At 72.2% G+C, this 20,323-nt stretch carries 20 protein-coding genes and 2 pseudogenes; 9 read left to right on the top strand and 13 right to left on the bottom strand.

Going from position 1 to position 20,323, the window contains the following annotated elements:
- From HUW36_RS07580 to HUW36_RS07570, 3 genes and pseudogenes are all read left to right on the top strand, one after another.
- Positions 1–216 (top strand): annotated as a pseudogene (locus HUW36_RS07580) (xylulose kinase); the annotation flags it as partial.
- A gap of 84 nt (positions 217–300) precedes the next feature.
- The gene (locus tag HUW36_RS07575) at positions 301–1,407 is read left to right on the top strand and encodes a DUF5925 domain-containing protein (protein ID WP_174527463.1); all 1,107 of its coding nucleotides are present in this window, start codon (positions 301–303) and stop codon (positions 1,405–1,407) included.
- Positions 1,408–1,457: 50 nt separating this feature from the next.
- Positions 1,458–2,888, top strand: coding sequence for an MFS transporter (locus HUW36_RS07570; RefSeq protein ID WP_174527462.1), 1,431 nt, complete (start codon positions 1,458–1,460; stop codon positions 2,886–2,888).
- Positions 2,889–2,946: 58 nt separating this feature from the next.
- Here the strand turns inward: HUW36_RS07570 and HUW36_RS07565 are convergent, their stop codons facing one another.
- The 5 genes from HUW36_RS07565 to HUW36_RS07545 all read right to left on the bottom strand — a co-directional run bounded on the left by HUW36_RS07565 (position 2,947) and on the right by HUW36_RS07545 (position 9,188).
- Positions 2,947–4,587 carry a glycoside hydrolase family 13 protein gene (locus HUW36_RS07565; protein ID WP_174527465.1) on the bottom strand — a complete coding sequence of 547 codons (1,641 nt, stop codon included), beginning with the start codon at positions 4,585–4,587 and terminating at the stop codon, positions 2,947–2,949.
- Positions 4,588–4,627: 40 nt separating this feature from the next.
- Positions 4,628–5,698, bottom strand: a complete 1,071-nt coding sequence (locus tag HUW36_RS07560; RefSeq protein ID WP_174527461.1) for a LacI family DNA-binding transcriptional regulator — start codon at positions 5,696–5,698, stop codon at positions 4,628–4,630.
- 65 nt (positions 5,699–5,763) lie between these two features.
- A complete protein-coding gene (locus HUW36_RS07555) occupies positions 5,764–6,723 on the bottom strand; it encodes a carbohydrate ABC transporter permease (protein WP_174527460.1) in 960 nt (319 codons plus the stop codon).
- Position 6,724: 1 nt separating this feature from the next.
- Entirely contained in the window at positions 6,725–7,774 is a 1,050-nt protein-coding gene (locus tag HUW36_RS07550) for a carbohydrate ABC transporter permease (RefSeq protein WP_174527459.1), read from the bottom strand.
- Positions 7,775–7,847: 73 nt separating this feature from the next.
- Positions 7,848–9,188, bottom strand: coding sequence for an ABC transporter substrate-binding protein (locus HUW36_RS07545; RefSeq protein ID WP_174527458.1), 1,341 nt, complete (start codon positions 9,186–9,188; stop codon positions 7,848–7,850).
- A gap of 239 nt (positions 9,189–9,427) precedes the next feature.
- On the opposite strand from HUW36_RS07545, the gene HUW36_RS07540 reads away from it, so the two are divergent.
- Positions 9,428–10,207 (top strand): M23 family metallopeptidase, encoded by a 780-nt coding sequence (locus HUW36_RS07540; RefSeq protein ID WP_174527457.1) that lies wholly within the window; start codon positions 9,428–9,430, stop codon positions 10,205–10,207.
- A gap of 43 nt (positions 10,208–10,250) precedes the next feature.
- Here HUW36_RS07540 and HUW36_RS07535 read toward each other — a convergent pair whose 3' ends face one another.
- The 5 genes and pseudogenes from HUW36_RS07535 to HUW36_RS07515 form a co-directional block, all read right to left on the bottom strand.
- A complete protein-coding gene (locus HUW36_RS07535) occupies positions 10,251–10,748 on the bottom strand; it encodes a TspO/MBR family protein (RefSeq protein ID WP_174527456.1) in 498 nt (165 codons plus the stop codon).
- 146 nt (positions 10,749–10,894) lie between these two features.
- The gene (locus HUW36_RS07530) at positions 10,895–11,038 is read right to left on the bottom strand and encodes a GPGG-motif small membrane protein (RefSeq protein ID WP_007464364.1); all 144 of its coding nucleotides are present in this window, start codon (positions 11,036–11,038) and stop codon (positions 10,895–10,897) included.
- Positions 11,029–11,806, bottom strand: a pseudogene (locus HUW36_RS07525) (metallophosphoesterase family protein). Before HUW36_RS07525 ends, HUW36_RS07530 begins: the two are co-directional and overlap by 10 nt.
- Before the next feature lie 10 nt (positions 11,807–11,816).
- On the bottom strand, positions 11,817–12,026 hold the full coding sequence (locus HUW36_RS07520) for a hypothetical protein (protein ID WP_245666557.1): 210 nt from the start codon (positions 12,024–12,026) through the stop codon (positions 11,817–11,819).
- Between the two features lie 56 nt (positions 12,027–12,082).
- Positions 12,083–12,664, bottom strand: a complete 582-nt coding sequence (locus HUW36_RS07515; RefSeq protein WP_174527454.1) for a nucleotidyltransferase — start codon at positions 12,662–12,664, stop codon at positions 12,083–12,085.
- Between the two features lie 150 nt (positions 12,665–12,814).
- Between HUW36_RS07515 and HUW36_RS07510 the strand changes: the two genes are divergently transcribed.
- Positions 12,815–13,546, top strand: coding sequence for a dTMP kinase (locus tag HUW36_RS07510; protein WP_246247952.1), 732 nt, complete (start codon positions 12,815–12,817; stop codon positions 13,544–13,546).
- Here HUW36_RS07510 and HUW36_RS07505 read toward each other — a convergent pair.
- Positions 13,531–14,208, bottom strand: coding sequence for an SDR family NAD(P)-dependent oxidoreductase (locus tag HUW36_RS07505; RefSeq protein ID WP_174527452.1), 678 nt, complete (start codon positions 14,206–14,208; stop codon positions 13,531–13,533). The genes HUW36_RS07510 and HUW36_RS07505 overlap by 16 nt on opposite strands.
- A 246-nt stretch (positions 14,209–14,454) precedes the next feature.
- On the opposite strand from HUW36_RS07505, the gene HUW36_RS07500 reads away from it, so the two are divergent.
- From HUW36_RS07500 to HUW36_RS07490, 3 genes are all read left to right on the top strand, one after another.
- Positions 14,455–15,369, top strand: a complete 915-nt coding sequence (locus tag HUW36_RS07500; RefSeq protein WP_174527451.1) for a MurR/RpiR family transcriptional regulator — start codon at positions 14,455–14,457, stop codon at positions 15,367–15,369.
- Positions 15,366–16,313: an N-acetylmuramic acid 6-phosphate etherase gene (gene murQ / locus HUW36_RS07495; protein WP_174527450.1), complete on the top strand. Its 948-nt coding sequence runs from the start codon at positions 15,366–15,368 to the stop codon at positions 16,311–16,313. The genes HUW36_RS07500 and murQ overlap by 4 nt, the downstream gene beginning before the upstream one ends.
- Positions 16,314–16,768: 455 nt before the next feature.
- Positions 16,769–17,758 (top strand): sigma-70 family RNA polymerase sigma factor, encoded by a 990-nt coding sequence (locus HUW36_RS07490; protein WP_174527464.1) that lies wholly within the window; start codon positions 16,769–16,771, stop codon positions 17,756–17,758.
- A 69-nt stretch (positions 17,759–17,827) separates the two neighbouring features.
- Here the strand turns inward: HUW36_RS07490 and HUW36_RS07485 are convergent, their stop codons facing one another.
- Positions 17,828–18,793, bottom strand: coding sequence for a C40 family peptidase (locus HUW36_RS07485; protein ID WP_174527449.1), 966 nt, complete (start codon positions 18,791–18,793; stop codon positions 17,828–17,830).
- 465 nt (positions 18,794–19,258) lie between these two features.
- Between HUW36_RS07485 and HUW36_RS07480 the strand changes: the two genes are divergently transcribed.
- Positions 19,259–19,777 carry a DUF6232 family protein gene (locus tag HUW36_RS07480; RefSeq protein ID WP_174527448.1) on the top strand — a complete coding sequence of 173 codons (519 nt, stop codon included), beginning with the start codon at positions 19,259–19,261 and terminating at the stop codon, positions 19,775–19,777.
- Between the two features lie 17 nt (positions 19,778–19,794).
- Here the strand turns inward: HUW36_RS07480 and HUW36_RS07475 are convergent, their stop codons facing one another.
- Positions 19,795–20,124, bottom strand: coding sequence for a DUF3817 domain-containing protein (locus HUW36_RS07475; protein WP_174527447.1), 330 nt, complete (start codon positions 20,122–20,124; stop codon positions 19,795–19,797).
- Between the last annotated feature and the right edge of the window lie 199 nt (positions 20,125–20,323).

The following is a 20,323-nucleotide window of genomic DNA, read 5'->3' as shown; positions in this document are numbered from 1 at the left end:
TCCGCCGCGGTCCGCCGGATCGCGCCGCAGGTCTTCGGCCGTCCGGTGGTGGTCCCACCGCCCGGCGAGTACGTGGCGGACGGCGCGGCCCGGCAGGCCGCCTGGGTCGCGCTGGGCGGCGACGCCCCGCCGGCGTGGTCGATCGGGGACACCGAGGAGTACACCGCCGAGCCGGTGCCCGCCATCCGCGAGCGCTACGCCCGCGCCCGCGGGTGAGGCGGGGCCACGGGGCGTCTGAGCAACGCGCCGCCGGGACGTAAAGCGGGTGCCGAGCCGGCCCGGGCCGTGGATCATCGGGCCGTGTCTCCCACCCTCGCCCCGGACGGCGCCGCCCGGCCGGCTCCGCTGCCCGTGTTCCAGTACGACGACGTCGACAGCCCCGGCGACGTCATCGACACCCTGCTGCTCACCGACTTCGTCACCGGCCGCCAACCGTGGGCCCGGACGGTGCGCCTGGCGAAGGTCCGTCCCGGGGCGGCGCTGGTGCCGGAACGGGCGACCGCGATCCGGACCGCGGTCGAGCGCACCCGCGTCGCCCGCCTCGCCACCGGGGACGGGTGGACGCTGCGGGTGGTGACCTGGCGGGGGCGCGGGGCGGAGGTGACGGTCACCGCCGTGGACGAGGCGACCGGGGCGGCGGTGCTGGACGAGATCGTCACGGCCTCCGCCGAGCCGGCCCGCCCGGGTACCGCACCGATCGGGTTCTGGCACCAGGACCAGCGCCGGGGGGCGCAGCGGGACAACCGACGGATCGACACGCCGCCCTGGTCCGTGATCCGGCCGAACTATCCGGCCGAGGCGGCGGCGACGCTGGACGCGTTGATGGCCACCACCCCCGAGACGGTCACCGGTCGGCTGCTGCTGATGCACGGCCCGCCCGGAACCGGAAAGACCACGGCGCTGCGGGCCCTGGCCCACGAGTGGCGCGCGTGGTGCCAGGTGGACTGCGTGCTCGACCCGGAGACGCTGTTCGGCGACCCGTCGTACCTCGCCGAGGTGGCCGTGGGCGAGGACGACGGGGAGGAGGGTGAGGAGCGGACGCGCTGGCGGCTGCTGATCCTGGAGGACTGCGACGAGCTGATCCGGGGCGACGCCCGCGCGACCGCCGGGCAGGCGCTGTCCCGCCTGCTCAACCTCACCGACGGGCTGCTCGGCCAGGGCCGCCGGGTGCTCGTGGCGGTGACCACCAACGAGGACCTGGCCCGGTTGCACCCGGCGGTCACGCGTCCCGGTCGCTGCCTGGCCCGGATCGAGGTCGGACCGCTGTCGCACGCCGAGGCGGTTGACTGGCTCGGCGCCCGGGCCGGCGTCCCCGCGCAGGGCGCCACCCTCGCCGAGCTGTACGCCCTGCGGGCCGGTACCGCCACGGCCGGCGCGGTGCCCGTCGAGATCGGCGGTTACCTCTGATCGGCGGGTCCGTGTTCGCGACGTGACCTGCACCTGATTGGCTGCCCGGCATGAGCGGCACGAGGGTCCTCCGGCGCGGGAACGCGGCACACCGGCACTACAGCGTCGTCGTCTTCGTGGTGCTCGCCTCGCTGGACAACGTGGCGATCGGCCTCGTCCCGCCGCTGTACGGGCCGATCTCCGGGGCGCTCGACGTGCCCCAGCGGATGCTCGGCCTGGTCACCGCGGTCAGCTTCCTGGTCAGCGCCGTGGCCGCGGTGGGCTGGGCGTACGTCGGCGACCGGAGCCACCGCAAGCCGCTGCTGATGGTCGGCACGCTGGTCTGGGCGGCCGGCACCGGCGGCAGCGCCCTCGCCGGGCAGTACCCGACGTTCCTGCTCGCCCAACTCGTCGCCGCGGTCGGTCTGGGCGCGGTCGGTTCGGTCGGCTTCTCCGTGGTCACCGACCTGATCTCGCCGCGCCGCCGGGGCCTGGTGATGAGCTTCTGGGGTCTCTCCCAGGGCGTCGGCACGCTGGCCGGCACGCTCACCGGCGGCCTGCTCGGCGCGACCGACTGGCGGCGGCCGTTCCTGCTGCTGACCGTCGTCGGGCTGGCCGCCACCGTGGCGTACCTGTTCACCTACGACATCCCGCGCGGGCAGAGCGAGCCGGAGCTGGCCGAGGCACTCGACGCCGGCGGCGAGTACGACTACCGGATCAGCCGCGCCGACCTGCCCCGGATCCTGGCCCGCCGGACCAACCGCTGGCTGATCCTCCAGGGGCTGACCGCGCAGGCCGCGTTCGGCTCGCTGGTCTGGCTGCCGGTGCTGTTCAGCCAGCGCGCCGAGGCGCAGGGCTACTCGCCGGCCACGGCGGTGGTGGTGGGCAGCGTCTTCGCCACCCTGTTCCAGCTCGGTGGTGCGCTGTCCATCGTCGGCGGGCTGGTCGGCGACGCGCTGCAACGGCGTACGCCCAGCGGCCGGGCCCTGGTCGCGGCCGGGGGCATCCTCGCGGCCGTGCCGTTCTACCTGGTGTTGTTCTTCGTGCCGATCCACATCGACGTGCCCGACGGCGGCAGCTCCGGCGCGGTGGTGGCGGCGGTGCTGTCCAGCGTGCTGACCGAGCCGACGGTCGGATTGAGCCTGCTCACCGCCGTGGTGGCGCTGGCGCTCACGTCGGCGAACTCGCCCAACTGGTTCGCGCTGATCGCCGACGTCAACCCGCCCGAGCACCGGGGCACGGTCTACAGCCTGGGCAACCTGGTCAACGGCGTGGGACGGGCGGCCGGCAACGGGCTCGTCGGGCTGGTGTTCGGCGGGTTGCGGCTGGCGTTCCCGCCGCCGCTGAACTACGCCGTCGGGCTGGCCGCGTTCCAGCTGTTCTTCATCCCCACCGGGATCATGTACTGGCTGGCCGCCCGCACTTCGCCCCGGGACATCGCGCAGGTCAACGCGCTCCTGCACACCCGCGCCGACCGCCTGGAAGGAGGGGCCCCCTCTTAACGGTGAGTGTTAAGAGGGGGCCCCTCCTATACCGGAGGCGTTAACAGGGGGCCCTTCCTTACGCGAGCCACACCGTGACGTCGGTGGGCACCGCGTTGTCGTCCAGCGGGGCGCTGGACGCCAGCACCGAGGCGCCGGCCGGCAGCGGCACCGCCGCCGCGCCGAAGTTGGTCAGCACGGTGAGGTCGCCGTTGGTGAACGTCAGCACCTCGTCGCCGGAGGAGAGGAAGCGCAGCGGGCCCCGCGCCAGCGCGTGCTCGCGGCGCAGCCGCAGCGCCGTGCGGTACAGCTCGTACGTCGAGCCGGGCACCCCGCGCTGCCGGTCCAGCGCGTACTCGGCCCAGATCGGCGGCTGGGGCAGCCAGCTCGCGTCGGTCGGCCCGAAGCCGTACGACGGGGCGTCGGCCTCCCACGGGATCGGCACCCGGCAGCCGTCCCGGCCGCGCTGGGTGTGCCCGCTGCGGGCCCAGGTCGGGTCCTGCCGGGCCTCGTCGGGCAGCGTGGTGTGCTCCGGCAGCCCCAGCTCCTCGCCCTGGTAGAGGTAGGCCGAGCCGGGCAGCGCGAGCATCAGGAGGCTGGCCGCGCGGGCCCGGCGCAGGCCGAGCGCCACGTCGGGCTGCGGGTCGTCGACGCCGATGCCGTTCATCCGGCCGCCGGCGGTGGTCAGCCCGAGCCGGGAGGCGTGCCGGACCACGTCGTGGTTGGACAGCACCCAGGTGGTCGGCGCGCCCACCGAGTCGGTGGCCTCCAGGGAGCGGGTGATCACCGCGTACTGGGCCGGGGCGGTCCAGGCGGCCATCAGGTACTCGAAGTTGAACGCCTGGTGCATCTCGTCGGGCCGGACGTAGCGGGCCAGCCGCTCGGCCGGCTCCACCCACGCCTCGGCGACCAGGACCCGCTCCCCGGCGTACGAGTCGAGCAGCCGCCGCCACTCGCGGTAGATCTCGTGCACGCCGTCCTGGTCCCACATCGGCGGCCGGGGCTTGTCCACCTCGCTGCCGGAGAGGATCTCCTGCGGCTCCTGCCAGTCGGCCAGGTCGGCCTGCTTGATCAGGCCGTGCGCGACGTCCACCCGGAACCCGTCCACGCCCCGGTCGAGCCAGAAGCGCAGGACGCCGAGGAACTCCTCGCGCACCTCCGGGTTGTCCCAGTTCAGGTCGGGCTGGCCGGGGTCGAACAGGTGCAGGTACCACTGCCCGTCCGGCAGCCGGGTCCAGGCCGGGCCGCCGAACACGCTCTCCCAGTCGTTCGGGGCCTCGGCGCCGTCCGGGCCCTTGCCGTCCCGGATGACGTAGCGCTGCCGCTCGGGGCTGCCCGGCGCGGCCGCCACGGCGGCGGTGAACCAGCGGTGCGCGGACGAGGTGTGGTTGGGCACCAGGTCGACGATCACCCGCAGGCCGCGCGCCTTCGCCTCGGTGATCAGCTTGTCGGCGTCGGTGAGCGAGCCGAAGAGCGGGTCCACGTCCCGGTAGTCGGCCACGTCGTAGCCGGCGTCGGCCTGCGGGGACGGATAGAACGGGGACAGCCAGAGCGCGTCGACGCCCAACTCGGCGAGGTGGTCGAGACGGGCCGTGATGCCCGGCAGGTCGCCGATGCCGTCGCCGTCGGAGTCGGCGAACGAGCGCGGGTAGACCTGGTAGATGACCGCCTCGGTCCACCAGCCGGTGGCCGGACTCTGCTGCGTCGCGTCGGTGTTCAGCGCCTTCTCCCTGTCGTGCGTGCGGGGCGAACGGGTCCGTTCAGTGTGCCCGGGGCGGCGCGGTCGAGTCCCGCACCACCAGGCGAGTGGGGAGGATCACCGAGGCCGGCGTCTTCCCGTCGGCGTCGGCGGCGCGCGGGGCGGGCACCAGGCCGGCGTACGGCTCGGCGACCCGGGCGCCCAGCGGGTCGAGCAGGATGCGCGCGGCGAGCAGCCCCTGCTCGGCGGCCGGCTGGGCGATCGTGCTCAGTCCGAGCACTCCGGCCAGGTCGTGGTCGTCGATGCCGATCACGCTGACGTCCTGCGGGACCCGGAGCCCGGCGTCGCGCAGCGCGGTGACCGCGCCCATGGCCATCTCGTCGCAGGCGGCGAAGATGGCGGTCGGCGGCTCGCCCCGGGCGAGCAGCTCGGCGGTGGCCCGGGTGCCGCCGTCGATGGTGAACCGGGACTCGACGTCGAGGCTCGGGTCGGGCCGGATGCCGGCGCCGCGCAGCGCCTCCTGGTAGCCGCGCCGCCGGTCGAGGTGGGTGGTGAAGGCCAGCTCGTCGTCGGGGTCGCCGGAGATGTGCGCGATCCGGGTGTGGCCGAGGTCGAGCAGGTGGCGGGTGGCGGTCCGGGCGGCGGCCACGTCGTCGATGCGGACGCAGGGCCAGCCGGGCACGCCGCTGCCGGAGCTGATCGTCACCCCGGGCAGGTCCAGTTTGGTCAGCGCGTGCACGTCGGCCGCGCGCAGCGGGGTGGCGACCAGCATGATCGCGTCCACCCGCTTGTGCAGGCCGGCCGGACGGAGCACCCGCTGGCGGGTCTGCTCCCGGCCGCCGAGGTTGTAGAGCAGCAGGTCGTAGCCGTTGTGCTGGAGGTAGTCCTCGACCGCCTCGACCACGGTTCCGAAGAACCAGCGGGTGATCCGGGGGACCACCACCGCGACCGTGCCGGTCCGGCCGCCGGCCAGTCGGGAGGCGCTCGGCGAGACCGCGTACTGGAGCTGCTCGGCGGCGGCGAGCACCCGGCGGCGGGTGGCGGCGGAGACCGTCGGCAGACCGCGCAGCGCCCGGGAGACGGTGGCCGTGGAGACCCCGGCCAGGCGGGCGACGTCGTCAATCTTGGTCATCGTGGCTCCCCGCTGCGACCCGTGCCCCGCCGCCGCCGGCACACCGGCGGCGGCGGGACGGTGGATCAACCCTTGACGCTGCCGGCGAGCAGGCCCCGCACGAAGTAGCGCTGGAGGGACAGGAACACCAGCAGCGGTACGACGATCGAGACGAACGCACCGGCGGTGAGCCGTTGCCACTCGTTGCCCCGGGTGCCGGCCAGCTCGGCGAGCCGGACCGTCAGCGGGGCGGTCTCGTCGCTGCCCCCGGCGAAGATCAGCGCGACCAGCAGGTCGTTCCAGACCCAGAGGAACTGGAAGATGCCGATCGCCGCCAGCGCGGGCGTGATCAGCGGCAGCACGATGGTGCGGAAGATCTTCGGGTGGGTGGCCCCGTCGACCCGGGCCGCCTCCATCAGGTCGCCGGGGAGCTGCGAGATGAAGTTGTGCAGCAGGTAGACGGCGAACGGGAGCGCGAAACAGGTGTGCGCGAACCACACCTGCGCGAACTTCTGCTCGTCGACCAGGTCCCAGGCGGGGAGGATCTGGACCCCGCCGACGGTGACGCCGGTGGAGAAGAACCTCAGCAGCGGCACGAGGGCCATCTGCAGCGGCACGATCTGCAACGCGAAGATGCCGATGTAGAGCCAGTCCCGGCCCTTGAAGTTGATCCACGCCAGCGCGTAAGCGGCCAGCGAGGCGAACGCGATGGGGAAGAGCACCGACGGGATGGTGATCGCCAGCGAGTTGATGAAGTAGCTGGCGAGCTGCCCGGACGAACCGGTGCTGAACAGCACGTCCTGGTAGTTCTGCAGGGTGAACTGCGGGTCCCGGAAGAACGTCCACCAGCCGGTGGTCTTGATCTGGTCCTCCGGCCGGAACGAGGAGACGAACAGGCCGAAGGTCGGGATCGTCCAGAGCAGCGCGAGCACGATCGAGACCAGGGTGGCGGTGCGGCTGTTCAGCCGCTTGCGGACCCGGGCGGCCCGGGTGAGTGGCGCCGGGGGTTGGACGCCGGCTCCGACGGTGGGCGTGGCGGTGGTCATCTCAGCCCTCCCGCTGCTTGCGCAGGTTGCGGATCTGGTAGATCACGAGCGGCAGGACCAGGACGAACAGGAAGACCGCGAGCGCCGAGCCCTGCCCGTTCTCGCCGTACCGGAACGCCTGGTTGTACATCTCGGTCGCGATCACGTTGGTGTCGTAGTTGCCGTTGGTGGCGGTCCGGACGATGTCGAAGACCTTGAGCGTGGCGATGGAGATCGTCACCACCACCACGATCAGCGCCGGCCGGATGCTCGGCATGGTGATCCGCCAGAACATCTGCCACGGGGTGGTCCCGTCGAGCCGGGCCGCCTCGATGATGTCCGCCGGGATGGCCTTGATGGCCGCGGAGAGCACCACCATGGCGAAACCGGCCTGGATCCAGACCATGATCACGATGAGCAGGAACGTGTTCAGCGGCGAGTCGAGCAGCCACTGCTTCGGCTCGCCGCCCAGGCTGACCACGATCTGGTTGAGCAGGCCGATCTGCTCCTGCCCGTCACCGCGGAAGGCGTAGATGAACCGCCAGATGATGGCGGCGCCGACGAACGAGATCGCCATCGGCAGGAAGATCAGCGACTTGGCCGCCGACTCGAACCGGGCCTTGTCCACCAGGACCGCGTAGATCAGGCCGAACGCGCTCGCCACCAGCGGCACCAGCAGCACCCAGATCAGGGTGTTGATCAGGACCCGGAAGATCGAGTCCTCGGCGAACATCCAGCCGTAGTTGTCCAGCCCCACCCAGTCGGTGCTGCGCGCGTCCATGAAGGAGAGCAGCGTGGTGCGGATGGCCGGCACCACCAGACCGATGGCCAGGAACAGCAGCGTGGGCAGCAGGAAGAAGAACGCGAACAGGCCTTCCCGCTGCTTGCGCCGGCGGGGCACCGGTCCGCCGCCCGCCGCGGCCGCGACCAGTTGCGCCTCCCGGCGCCGGGCGAACCAGGTCGGCACCACGTCGAGGAGCAGGAGCAGGCCGCCCACCACCGCGACGAAAGCGATCAGCCCGTACAGCAGCATGAGGAACTTCGGCTGTTCCGCCGCGAAGTCGAACTCCATCAACCCTCCCTCAAGGGTTCGGATGCTTCGGGGGTGGCCCGGCCCGCGTCGCGGACCGGGCCACCCCCTCAGATCACTTCCAGCTGCCCTCGATGTCGTTCAGGACGGTCGTGGTGTCCTTGCCGTTGATCCAGGCGACCATGCCCTTCCAGAACGTGCCCGCGCCGACCGCGGCCGGCATCAGGTCCGAACCGTCGAAGCGGAAGACGGTCTTCTCGTCCTGCAGGATGCCCACGGAGAGCTTGTCCACCGGGTTCGGGACGTTGTTGAGGTCCAGCTTCTTGTTCGCGGACACCCAGTCACCGATCTTGGCCCGGCTGTTGGCGTACTCACCGGAGGCCAGGTAGGTCTGCACCGCCTGGACCTCGGGACGGTCGGCGAAGGCCGCGACGAACTCGCCGCCACCCAGCACCGGCTTGCCCTTGGCCGGGTCGATGGCCGGGAAGTAGAACGCGAAGACGTCGCCGTCCTCGGCCACCTTGGTGCCCTCGGGCCACTGGTTGGCGTAGAAGGACGCCTGGCGGTGCAGTGCGCACTTGCCGGCGGTGATGGGCGTGCCGCCCTCCTGGAACGAGGTGGTGGCGATGCTCTTCACGCCGCCGAAGCCGCCGTTGACGTACTTCTCGTTCTTGAGGATGGTGCCGGCCTGGTTGACGGCCGTGACGACCTGCGGGTCGTTGAACGGGATGCCGTGGGTGGTCCACTTGTCGTAGACCTCGGGGCCCGCGGTACGCAGCAGGACGTCCTCGATCCAGTCGGTGGCCGGCCAGCCGGTGGCGTCACCGGACTCGATGCCGGCGCACCACGGCTTGGTGCCGCTCGCCGCGATCTTGTCGCTGAGGTCGATCAGCTCCTGCCAGGTGGTCGGGACCGACCAGCCCTTCTCCTTGAAGGTCTTCGGCGAGTACCACACGAAGGACTTCACGTTGGAGCCCAGCGGGGCGCCGTAGAACTGGCCGTTGACGGTGCTGTACTTCAGCCAGTCGGGGGAGTAGTTCTGCTCGGCCATGGCCTTGGTGTCGGCGCCGGCCGGCTTGAGCTTGCCCGAGTCGACGAAGCGCTTCAGCAGACCCGGCTGCGGGATGAAGGCGATGTCGGGCGCGTTGCCGCCGTCCACCCGGACCGGAAGCTGGGCCTCGAACTCGCCCGAGCCCTCGTGGTCGATGTCGATGCCGGTGCAGTCCTCGAACTGCTTCCAGGACTGGTCGAGCCGGTCGGCCTCGATGTCACGGATCGAGGAGTAGATCGAGACCTTCTTGCCGTCGTGACCCTGGTACTTCTCGTATGCCGCGCACTCGGGCGAGCTCGCGTTGTCGCTCTTCTTGTCGTTGCCGGTGCCGCAGGCGGCGACGCCGAGCGCCAGCCCCAGCACGCCGGTGACCGCGAGAGCCTGGCGCGATCTGGCAAACGCCATGCCGATCTCCTTCCTTGCCGGCGCGTGGGGGGAAATCGAACCCGCGCCGGTCCGATGGTCGTCCCCACATGTAAGCGCTTGCATCCCGTCCGGTCCACCCCCTGCCGGACACGGCCCGGTAACAATCCCGAAACCCCTGCCACCGGCCGTGGGTGCGCTCCCACGAATCTTCCGCTCGATGGAACTTTCTGTCACGCTGTCCGTATAAAATTGAAGACTTTCAACATAGGAGGCAGTGGATGGGTAAGCGGTGGCTCAGTTTCGCGTCGGGTGCGGTGGTCCTGGCTGCGGCGGTCGTGCTCCCGGCGGCGCCGGCCCTGGCCGCGCCGACGTTCAAGGTCCCGTTCCCGTGCGACCAGTCCTGGTCCGGCCAGACGCGGACCAACCACAGCCCGGCGAACGCGATCGACTTCAACCGCACCGACGACCTCGGCGACCCGGTGGTGGCCAGCGCGCCGGGCACGGTCGACGTGGTGACGAACCTCGGCGACACGAGCTACGGAAAGTACGTCCGGATCAACCACGGCGGTGGCTGGACCACCTACTACGCGCACCTGAACGCCTTCAACGTCTCGGTCGGCCAGACCGTCGGGTACGGCCGGGTGATCGGGTACGTCGGCACCACCGGCGGGTCCACCGGGCCGCACCTGCACTACGAGCAGCGCTCGAACGGCAGCGCCGTGAAGATCAAGTTCAACGGCGCCGAGGCCCTCTACTGGGGCACGAAGACCTACCGGAGCGACAACGGCTGCGCCGGCGCGGACACCGGGGCCGGCACGGTCAACACGTCCGGCACGGCCCTGACCGTCCGGTCCGGTCCGGGCACCGGCTACAGCGCGGTCGGCACGGTGGCCGACGGGGCCGGGGTGACGATCTACTGCCAGACCAGCGGCACCAGCGTCACCGGCACCTACGGCACCAGCTCGATCTGGGACCGGATCGGCTCCGGGCGCTTCATCTCCGACGCGTACGTCTACACCGGCTACGACGGCTACATCCCCGGCGTGCCCCGCTGCTGACCTCCGCGGGCGCGGGGCGGCCGGTCCCCGCGCCCGCCGGAGGTCAGGAGTTCATCCGCCAGATGGCCAAGTTGAGCGCTGCGGCGAACGTGACCCAGGCCCAGTACGGCAGCATCAGCAGCGTCGCCGGCCGGGAGACGCGCCGGAACAGGGCCACGGTGACCCCGATCGCCAGCCACATCACCACGATCTCGGCGAAGGCCAGCCCGTAGCGGCCGGCGCCGAAGAACAGTGGCGTCCAGATCGCGTTGAGCACGAGCTGCGCGACCCAGGCCCACAGCGCGGGCCCGAAACCGACCCGACGCCAGACCAGCCAGCCGGCGATCGCGATCAGCGCGTACAGCACAGTCCAGACCGGGCCGAACAGCCAGGAGGGCGGTGCCCAGGCGGGCTGCTCCAGGCTCTGGTACTCCGCGGACGTGCCTCGGACACCGAGCCCACCGATGGCGGCGGCGGCGAACGTGGCGGCCCCGAAGCCGAGCAGCGCCCACCACGTCCGGGCCCCGGCGGTGCGCCGCCCGGCGCGCTGAATTGTCTCCATGGTCGAGATAGTTGCCGTTGGGCCCGCCGGACAAACCCCGCCGGACACGAAAACGCCGGGATCGCCGGGTCCGGACGCTCCGGTCTGGGAGGACAGAGCGCCGGACCCGACGACCCCGGCGGGTCAGGGGTGAAGGACAGGGACCGCTAATTGAAGATGCTGACGCCACCCGGGCCGACCAGCAGGCCGACGACGATGAGGACGATGCCCCAGAGGATCTGCCGGCGGAACAGGGCGAGAATTCCGGCGACCACGAGTACGACTGCGAGAATCCAGAGAATCAGCTCCATGGCGGCTGGATACCCGGCGCTCCGATCCCGGAAACCTCCCGCTCAGTCGACCTGGTCGCCCAGGTGGAACACGCTGTAGGCCTGCTTGATCACGGGGTGCGCGACGTTGCGGACGCGGACGCCGCCCGGCGTGGTGCCGCGCTCGGTGCCGTGGTGGGCGTGGCCGTGCAGCGCCAGCGCGGTCGGCGCCGAGTCGATCGCCTGCCCGAGCTGGTAGCAACCCAGGAACGGGTAGATCTCCGGCGGCTCGCCGGCCAGCGTGTCCGGCACGGGGGAGTAGTGGGTGAGCGCGACCAGCGAGTCGCACTCCAGCGACAGCAGCGCGGCGGCCAGCGCGTCGGCGCTCTCCCGGGTGGTCCGGACGAACGCCTTCATCTCCGGCTCGCCGAAGTCGCTGGCACACCGCCCGGCGAACCCGCCGCCGAACCCCTTGACCCCGGCCACCCCGAGGCGCCCGCCGGCGCACTCCAGCACGGTGCCGGTGCCCTCCAGCACGGTGATCCCGGCGTCGGAGAGCACCTTGACCACCTGTGGCACCTGGTCGCACTGGTGGTCGTGGTTGCCGAGCACGGTGATCACCGGTACGCCGAGGTCGCCGAACTCCTGCGCCACGCACCGCGCCTCGGCCTCGGTGCCGTGGCGGGTCAGGTCGCCCGCGAGCAGCAGCACGTCCGCGCAGTCGGGCAGCTCCTCCAGCGCCGGACGGAACCGGCCCACCACGTCCTCGTCCAGGTGCACGTCGCCGACGGCGGCGATCCGGATCACCATCGAACCTCCTTCACGGCAGCTCCTCGACCTGGGTGGGGGCCTGGGTGCGGATGACCCCGATGTCGCTCGTCACCGGCGTGTCCGGGAAGCGCTCGGCCACCCGGCGCAGGATCTCCTCCCGCCGGTGCGGGCTCTCCACCTCGCCGTAGAGCACCAGCCCGCGCTCGCGGCGCACCACCGTGATGCCCTGCTCGGCCACGGACGGGTCCTCGGCCAGCATGCTCTGGATCTCCGCCTCCACGTACTCGTCGGGGGGCACGTCGCCGGACCGTCCGGTCACGGGGTCTCCCTTCCGCCGGGCGCGCCGCCGGGCAGCACGTCCAGCCGGTCGAGCAGCACCAGGAACGCCTCGGCGTACGGCGAGTGCTGCGTTTCCTTCCGTACCCGTTCCCAGTCGATCTGTTCCCGCAGCGAACGGGCGAGCGGCAGGGCGCGGGCGAAGTCGCAGTAGTGCTGGGAGAAGCTCAGCAGCTTGTGCACCATGAGCTGGCTGGCCGAGAGCACCGGCATGTGGATCGCGTCGACCGGCCGCACGATGGTGTCGGCGAACGTCTCCTCGGTCACCGGGGTCTCGACCGGCCGGTGGATGAGGTCCACCATGCGTCCCTCGTCGTAGACCTTGACCAGCCAGTCCTCCGGCGGGCGCTCGGCGGTGAAGCCGGCCTCGACCAGTGCCTCCAGGGCCCGGTCGACGTCGGCCTCGCGGAGCAGGAAGTCCACGTCGTGGTCGCTGGAGTGGCCGCCGTGCGCGTACACCGCGAAGCTGCCGCCCAGGGCGAACGGGATCTCGGACTGCTTGAGCACGGCGGCGACCTTCTTCAGCGTGTGCACCAGGGTCTCGTCCCCGCGCTCGGCCATCTGGGTCTCCCGTCGTCGTCATGGGGCGGTGGGATCAAGATGCGTACCCGGCGGAAGCTCCGGTCACACCTGTTCGGGCGCGGTCCGTCCGCGCGGGGAGGAAAGCGACAATTCGCCGATGGCGAGCGCCGGTCGGATAACCTCGGCAAGGTGGCCAGCTCACTGCGGACGCGGCGCGGCGGGGCCCGACTGCGCGCCGTCGCCCTGATCGGCATCGACGGCTCGGGCAAGACCACCCAGGCCCACCTGCTCGCCGAGGCGCTCACCGCCGCCGGCCACCCCGCCACCTACCACCGCAACGCCGGCGGCCGCCGCTGGCTCGGCCGCCTCGCCCAGCGGGTCGGCCGGCCGGACGCGCAGCGGCTCGTCGGTCGCGACGGGCTGCTCGCGGTCGAGTCCGTGCTGAGGTGGCTCGCGATCGCGCTGGCGCTCGTCAGTTGCCTGGTCACCGGCCGGACGGCGGTGATGGACCGCTGGTCCGCCTGCCAGTACGCCAGCATCCGGGCGCACGGCGGGCAGCGCTGGGAACGACTGGCCCGGGTCGGGTACCGCGTCTTCCCGTCGCCCCGGGTCACGTTCCTGCTCACGCTCGACCCCGCCGAGGCGTACCGGCGGATCGAACGGCGCGGCACCGACCACGAGAGCATGCGGTGGCTCACCGCCGCCGACGCCGCCTACCGGTCGCTGCCGGAGTACGCCGGCTTCGTGGTCGTCGACGGCAGCGGTACGCCTCAGGAGGTGTCCCGCCGGATCCGGGCCCACCTGAGCGAGTGGCTGCCGGACGACCCGCCGGCCCTGGCCGGACCGGATCCGGAGGACACGCCACGGCCCTCCGGCGGCGCCGGGCGGGACGGGCCGGTGCCGGCTCAGGCCCGCCCGTAGACCGGGACGCTCGCGCCGCTGGTCGGGGCGGACTCGTCGGAGGCGAGGAAGCGGATCACGGCGGCGATCTCGGCCGGCGGCACCCACCGCCGGTGGTCGGCCTCGGGCTGGGCGGCCCGGTTGGCCGGGGTGTCGATGACGCTCGGGAGCACGGTGTTGCACCGCACCCCGCGCGGCCGGTACTCGACCGCCACCGCGCCGGCGAACGCCTGCACCGCCGCCTTGGCGGTGGCGTATCCGGCCGCCCCGGGGAACGGCGCCACCGCCGCCCGGGCCGACACGCAGACCACCGCGCCGCCGCCGGCCTCGACCAGGTGCGGCAGCGCCGCCTGGGTGACCAGGTACGTCGGGCGCAGGTTGATCCGCAGCATCCGCTCGAACTCCTCGACCGGGGTCTCGTGGACCAGCCCGCCGCTGGCGTACCCGCCGACGAGGTTCACCACCGCGCGTAGCGGCGCGGCCGGGTCGCCGGTGGCTGCCTCGACCGCCCGCGCGGCCCCCTCGGGGGTCAGCAGGTCGGCCACGACCCGGACCGGGCCGTCGTCCGTCCCGGGCTCCCGCTGGGGTACGACCACCCGCCAGCCGCCGCGCAGGAAGGCGGCCGTGACCGCGCCCCCCAGCCCGCCCGTGCCTCCGGTCACCAGCACCGTGCGATCCGCCATGGCCACACGCTAACCGGCCGCCCGGACGGCCGACCGGTGACCCGCCTGCCGCCGTCCGGCCGGCCCGGGAACGCGTGACGGTGGACGACCCGGTCGGCCGGCGGGATCGACTCGACCGGACCGGATGAAGCGGCCGGGCTGCGGTGATGGGACCCTTGGCGTGGGGACCGCGCGCGGAAGGCGGTAAATTTCCCGATACGCGGCGTCATGGTTGACGCTCACGCCCTCTGAAAGTAAGTTTCATCCGTGGCGAAGAGTCCGAAGATTTCTGCGAGTCACGAGACCGGTGGACTGATCGTCCACATCAGCGGGCTCCTGCCCTCGCTGTCCCCGGCCGAGCAGCGGGTCGCCCGGCTGGTCGTCGCCGATCCGGCGGACGCGGCCCGGCGCACGATCACCGACCTCGCCACCGCCGCCGAGACATCCGAGGCGACCGTGATCCGGTTCTGCCGGTCGGTCGGCATGGACGGCTATCCCCAGCTGCGGATCCGGCTCGCCGCCGAGGCCGCGCGTCGGGTCGAGCCGCCGGACGCCCGCGTGGTCGGCGGCGACATCCCGCCGGGCGCGGACCTGGCGCAGATCATCGCCACCATCGCGTTCAACGACGCGCGCGCCGTCGAGGAGACCGCCGAGCAGCTCGACCCGGCGATCTGCGAGCAGGTGGTCGAGGCGATCGGCGCGGCCGGCCGGATCGACGTCTACGGCGCGGGCGCCAGCGGCTTCGTGGCCTCCGACTTCCAGCAGAAGCTGCACCGCATCGGCCGGATCGCGTTCTACTTCCCGGACGTGCACACCGCGCTCACCTCGGCGGCGCTGCTGGGCCGGGGTGACGTCGCGGTCGGCATCTCGCACACCGGCACCACCTCCGACGTCATCGAGGTGCTGGAGCAGGCCCGGGCGCGCGGAGCCACCACGGTGGCGCTGACCAACTTCCCCCGCTCGCCGATCGCCGACGTCGCGGACCACGTGCTCACCACCGCCGCCCGGGAGACGACCTACCGGTCCGGCGCGACGGCCAGCCGGCTGGCCCAGCTCACCGTCGTCGACTGCCTGTTCGTCGGCGTGGCCGCCCGGAGCCGGGCCCGGACCAAGAAGGCCCTGGAGGCCACCGCCGAGGCCGTCCAGTCGCACCGGGTGGGTCCCGGACGGAGGCGGGGATGACGGCGGGCCGGGTGGAGCGGGACGAGGTGGCCGTGGTGCGTCCGGTGGTGCGCGTCGGCGCACCGACCGAGCGACGCAACCCGCAGAGCGTCGACCTCGACCTGATGTCGACCCGAGACGTGCTCACCGTGATCAACGAGGCCGACCGGCGGGTGCCGGCCGCGGTGGCCGCCGTGCTGGACGAGATCGCCGAGACCGTCGACCTGGCCGTCGCCGCGCTGCGCGGCGGGCACCGGGTGCACTACTTCGGCGCCGGCACGTCCGGTCGTCTCGGCGTGCTGGACGCGGCCGAGCTGGCCCCCACGTTCAACTCACCGCGGCACTGGTTCTGCGCGCACCTCGCCGGCGGCCCGGAGGCCATGTGGCGGGCCGTCGAGGACGCCGAGGACGACGAGCGGGGCGGCGCCGCCGAGGCGGGCGAATGCGTGCACCCCGGCGACCTGGTGGTCGGACTCGCGGCCAGCGGGCGCACCCCGTACGTCCTCGGGGCGCTCGCCGCGTCCCGGGCGCAGGGGGCCGGGACCGTGCTGCTGTGCGCCAACCCGGAGGCCGAGGCCGCGCCCTCGGTGGACGTGTTCATCGGGGTGGACACCGGACCCGAGGTGGTCACCGGGTCGACCCGGATGAAGGCGGGCACCGCGCAGAAGCTGGTGCTGAACACGTTCTCCACGGCCGTCATGGTGCGCCTGGGCCGGGTCTACTCGAACCTGATGATCGACATGGTCGCCACCAACGCCAAGCTGCGCGGCCGCATGATCTCGATCCTGATGGAGGCGACCGGGTGCGCCGAGGAGGTCTGCCGGGTCGCCCTGCGGGAGGCCGACGGCGACCTCAAGACCGCCCTGGTCGCGCTCGTCTCCGGCGCGGAGGTGCCCGCCGCCCGGGCCGCGCTGGCCCGCTCCGCCGACCAGGTACGCGGCGCTCTGGCTCTGCTCGCCTCCTGACCCTCCCCACGCGAACACCCGCCCGGCGCATCCGCCGGGCGGGTGCGACGCGTATCACGTGGCGGGAGGGGACTCTCTCCCCGAGCGGATTGTTCAACGAGGCGGAGGGTAATCCTCACCGTGGCTGAACCAGTGGGTCCACGGGCGCGTATCAGGCAGTGACCAGGATCGCAATCAAGCGGTGACGCGGCTCGCTGTGTTCATGGAACAGGCAATGGTGCCATTCCATGGGCGGACGGCGATTCCGCTGCTCCCGCGCCCCCTGACCAGGGCGACCGCGAGCCGCCCGAACAGGGGTCCTGACAGGAAACATGGACCGGGCTCTCAGCTACTACTCAGGCATTCGTGACAGTTTCGACTCACGACATGGAATCCCCGACGCGTCACATCTGTTGTGTAGGTGTCAGCACCTACGGGCACAGCGGAAGTTACGGGGAGGGCTGATGAACGTGGGGATGGCAAGGAACCGGGCAACCGGCGCGAGCGAGGGGACCGTGGCAATCGTGGACAAGAACATCGGCATGCGTACCGACGAGGTCGCCGAGGAGCGGGACCTGGTCGGCGTCTACCTGCACGAGATCTCCCGGACGCCGCTGCTGGACGCCGCCCGTGAGGTCGACCTCTCCAAGGCGATCGAGGCGGGCCTCTACGCCGAGCACCTGCTCGACACCGACCGGATCCCCGAGGGCGCCGACCGGGAGGACCTGGAGCGGATCGTCGTCGAGGGCGAGCGCGCGAAGGACCTGTTCATCCGCGCGAACCTGCGGCTGGTCGTCTCGATCGCCCGGCGTTACGTGCGGTCCGGGATGCCCATGCTGGACCTCATCCAGGAGGGCAACACCGGCCTGGTCCGCGCGGTCGAGAAGTTCGACTACGAGCGCGGCTTCAAGTTCTCCACCTACGCGACGTGGTGGATCCGGCAGGCGATCAGCCGGGCCATCGCCCAGCAGGAGCGCACCGTCAGGCTGCCCGTGCACCTGGTCGAGGACGTCAACCGGATGCGCAACGTGGCCCGGCAGCTCACCCGCGAGATGGGCAGCGACCCGGAGCCGGAGCAGATCGCGACCGCGCTGGGCGTCACCGTCGAGCGGGTCAACGAGCTGCGCCGCTGGTCGCAGGACACCGTCTCGCTGGACACCCCGGTGGGCGACGACGGCGACACCAACCTCGGTGACCTGGTCGCCGACAGCGACGCGCCGTCGCCGGAGGAGATCGTGCTGACCGGCCTGGAGCGGCAGCGGATCGAGGGCCTGCTCAACCACCTCGACGACCGTTCGGCCGGCATCATGCGGGCCCGCTACGGCCTGGAGGACGGGCGCGAGCACTCGCTGACCGAGGTCGCGTCGCGGTTCTCGCTCTCCCGGGAGCGGATCCGCCAGCTGGAGATCCAGGCCCTCGGCCGGCTGCGTGAGCTGGCCCGCGCCGAAGGGCTGCAGGCGGCCTGACCTGGTAGTAATGGAAACGACGAACGGCCGGCGTCCGACAGGGGGACGCCGGCCGTTCGTCGTTTCGGGTCAGACCCGGCCGTAGCCGGCGATGCTCATGATGTTCATGCCCCGCTTGCTGACGTTGCGGCCCGCGCTCGGCGCGTCGATGATCTGACCGCCGCCGACGTAGAGCGCCACGTGTCCGAGGCCGGAGTAGAACACCAGGTCGCCCGGTTGCAGTTCGCTGCGACTGATCCGCGTCACCGCGCTCCACTGTTGCGCCGCGCTGTGCGGCAGTGACTTCCCGGCGGCCCGCCAGGCGGCCAGCGTCAACCCCGAGCAGTCGTAGCTGCCGGGGCCGTCGTCGCCGTAGCCGTAGGGCTTGCCGACCGCGCCGTACGCGTACCGCACCGCGACGCCGGCCTTGCCGGAGACGGCCGGGGGCGTGCCCGCCGAACTCGCCTTGACCGGGGCCTCGGTGGCCCGCCCGTACGCCTTGCGGCGCATCTCGTAGAGGCCGGCCAGGTCCGCCTCGATCCGCTTCTTGGCGGCGGTCAGCTGCTTGGCCTGCGCCGCCTCCTTCGCCAGCGTGACGTCGAGCCGGGTCTTCTGGTCGATCAGCCGGCGCTGGTCGCCGGTGAAGCTGTCGATGGTGCGCTGCCGCTGACGGGTGAGCTGGTCGAGCGTGCCCAGCCGGTCCGGCAGCGAGGCCGGACCGCCCGGCTCGAGCAGGGCCGCGGCGGTGCGCATGCCACCTGTCTTGTACGCCGTCGCGGCGATCGCGCCCACGTCGGCGCGACTCCGTTCGGCCTGTTCCTGCAACGGGCCGATCCGGGCCTCCAACGTGGCCGCGGTGGCCTTGTTGGCCTTGATCTCCTCGTTGAGCTTGTTGTACGACTCGACGATTCGCTCCAGCTCAGTCGAGGACTTCTCGATCTGCTTCGTCAGCTCGGCGGGGGTGGGCTCGGCCCGAGCCACCGACGCCGGGGCGAGCAGCGCGGCCGAGAGGCCGGCCACCGCCAGCGAGCGGAGCAGCATCCGTAAGGACGACAAGAGCGGAAAGCTCCTCTCCACGGTCGACGGGAGGCGTGTCACTCCCCGCCGACACCGACCCGGCGCCGTCCGGGCGGACGGCGGTCGACCGGACCGACCTGGACAACCTAACCCGTGATCGGAGTCGACGGGAGTTCAAGCAGGGGCGAAAGTTGGCAAAGTGTCGGAAAGTGACAATGGGACGGCTGACTGTCCGTGACCGTTTCGCGGACCTGGCGTCGCCCCGTTCGGCGCTCCTGGGCGGAAGGCGCGACTCGCCCGATTCGTCGTTCTGGACGGATGTCGCCAGGCCGCGCCAGGCAAAGTCACGACAAAGACGGAAATCGCTCTCTTTTTCCGGCAGGCTCGTCCGGCGGCGTGCCCGCCGGGTGGGCGAAAACCCGAGGTCGGGTGGCGTGTCCGCCACACAATGAAGCGCGGAACCGGGAATCCCCACCACGGGACCCGCGCCCCCGGGAGGCCGCCGTGCAGACCGATCGCTCCTCCGCCCGCCCGCCCCGGTCGCCGCACGCGACCACGCCCACGCTGCTCTACGCCCGGCCCGGCATCGTCGTCACCGCCGAGCGCTTCACCGTCGGCCGCAACAGCTGGGCGGTGGCCGAGATCACCCAGCTCTGGACCACCCGCGGCCCGCACGACCGGCTCGCCGTCCGGGCGGTCGCCGTCTCCGCCGCGCTGATCGCCGCGGTCGGCCTGCTGCTCGGCTTCACCGGCGGCCTGGAGCGGCTCACCGCCGGGGCGTACCTGACGCTCGGCGCGGTGGGCCTGCTGCCGCTGCTGCTGGTGCTGCTCGGCGACCGCTGGCGCCCGCCCGCACACGAGCTGTGGGGGCGGGTCCGGGGGACCGAGGTGCTGCTGTTCAGCAGCGACGACGAGCGTCAGTTCGGCCAGGTGACCCGCGCGCTGCGCCGGGCCCGCGAGGGCGCGCGCCTCGGTGGCTGGACCGACCCGCCGGCCGCCGCGCCGTGGCGGCCGGCACGCTGAACGGCGCGACGGCCCGGTCAGCCGGCGACCGGCTCCGGCGTACGCGGTCGGTTCGCGGCGGCCACCCAGTGGCTCACCCGCCGTTCCGCGTAGAACGAGACGAACGGCACGGTGCCGGCGAGCATCACCAGCAGCATCCGCTTCAGCGGCCAGTCGGCCCGGCGGGACAGGTCGAAGGTGAGCGCCAGGTAGAGCATGTAGAGCCAGCCGTGCGCGACGCCGACCACGGCCACCACGCTCGGGTTGTCGAAGCCGTACTTCAGCGGCATGCCGATCAGGACCAGCACCACCAGCGCCACGCCCACGATCCAGGCGATCACGCGGTACCGGGTAAGGGCTCCGCCCACCGTCGTCCGTCCTTCCGCACCGGCCTCAGCCGGGATAGTCGCCGGGCCGGGCGCCCGGATTCGCGTTCAACCAGGAAAGGTAGCGGTTGTAGGCGGCCAGCTCGCCGTCGTCCGCCCCGTCGAGCGGCGCCGCCGGCACCCGGACGGCGCGCACCGGTCGGCGTACCGCCGGGGTCGCGGTGACCGGCTCCGGGTCGGC

Source organism: Micromonospora maritima (assembly GCF_902825405.1).
GTDB classification, from domain to species: domain Bacteria; phylum Actinomycetota; class Actinomycetes; order Mycobacteriales; family Micromonosporaceae; genus Micromonospora; species Micromonospora maritima.
Note: the sequence above shows the minus strand (reverse complement) of the source record. Positions and strands in the feature narration are given on the sequence as shown.

Excerpts from the sequence above, each read along its gene's own strand:
- HUW36_RS07570 (WP_174527462.1), top strand. The coding sequence starts at position 1,458 with ATGAGCGGCACGAGGGTCCTCCGGCGCGGGAACGCGGCACACCGGCAC.
- HUW36_RS07560 (WP_174527461.1), bottom strand. The coding sequence starts at position 5,698 with ATGACCAAGATTGACGACGTCGCCCGCCTGGCCGGGGTCTCCACGGCC.
- HUW36_RS07555 (WP_174527460.1), bottom strand. The coding sequence starts at position 6,723 with ATGACCACCGCCACGCCCACCGTCGGAGCCGGCGTCCAACCCCCGGCG.
- HUW36_RS07550 (WP_174527459.1), bottom strand. The coding sequence starts at position 7,774 with ATGGAGTTCGACTTCGCGGCGGAACAGCCGAAGTTCCTCATGCTGCTG.
- HUW36_RS07545 (WP_174527458.1), bottom strand. The coding sequence starts at position 9,188 with ATGGCGTTTGCCAGATCGCGCCAGGCTCTCGCGGTCACCGGCGTGCTG.
- HUW36_RS07540 (WP_174527457.1), top strand. The coding sequence starts at position 9,428 with ATGGGTAAGCGGTGGCTCAGTTTCGCGTCGGGTGCGGTGGTCCTGGCT.
- HUW36_RS07535 (WP_174527456.1), bottom strand. The coding sequence starts at position 10,748 with ATGGAGACAATTCAGCGCGCCGGGCGGCGCACCGCCGGGGCCCGGACG.
- HUW36_RS07530 (WP_007464364.1), bottom strand. The coding sequence starts at position 11,038 with ATGGAGCTGATTCTCTGGATTCTCGCAGTCGTACTCGTGGTCGCCGGA.
- HUW36_RS07520 (WP_245666557.1), bottom strand. The coding sequence starts at position 12,026 with ATGCTGGCCGAGGACCCGTCCGTGGCCGAGCAGGGCATCACGGTGGTG.
- HUW36_RS07515 (WP_174527454.1), bottom strand. The coding sequence starts at position 12,664 with ATGGCCGAGCGCGGGGACGAGACCCTGGTGCACACGCTGAAGAAGGTC.
- HUW36_RS07505 (WP_174527452.1), bottom strand. The coding sequence starts at position 14,208 with ATGGCGGATCGCACGGTGCTGGTGACCGGAGGCACGGGCGGGCTGGGG.
- murQ (WP_174527450.1), top strand. The coding sequence starts at position 15,366 with ATGACGGCGGGCCGGGTGGAGCGGGACGAGGTGGCCGTGGTGCGTCCG.
- HUW36_RS07490 (WP_174527464.1), top strand. The coding sequence starts at position 16,769 with ATGGCAAGGAACCGGGCAACCGGCGCGAGCGAGGGGACCGTGGCAATC.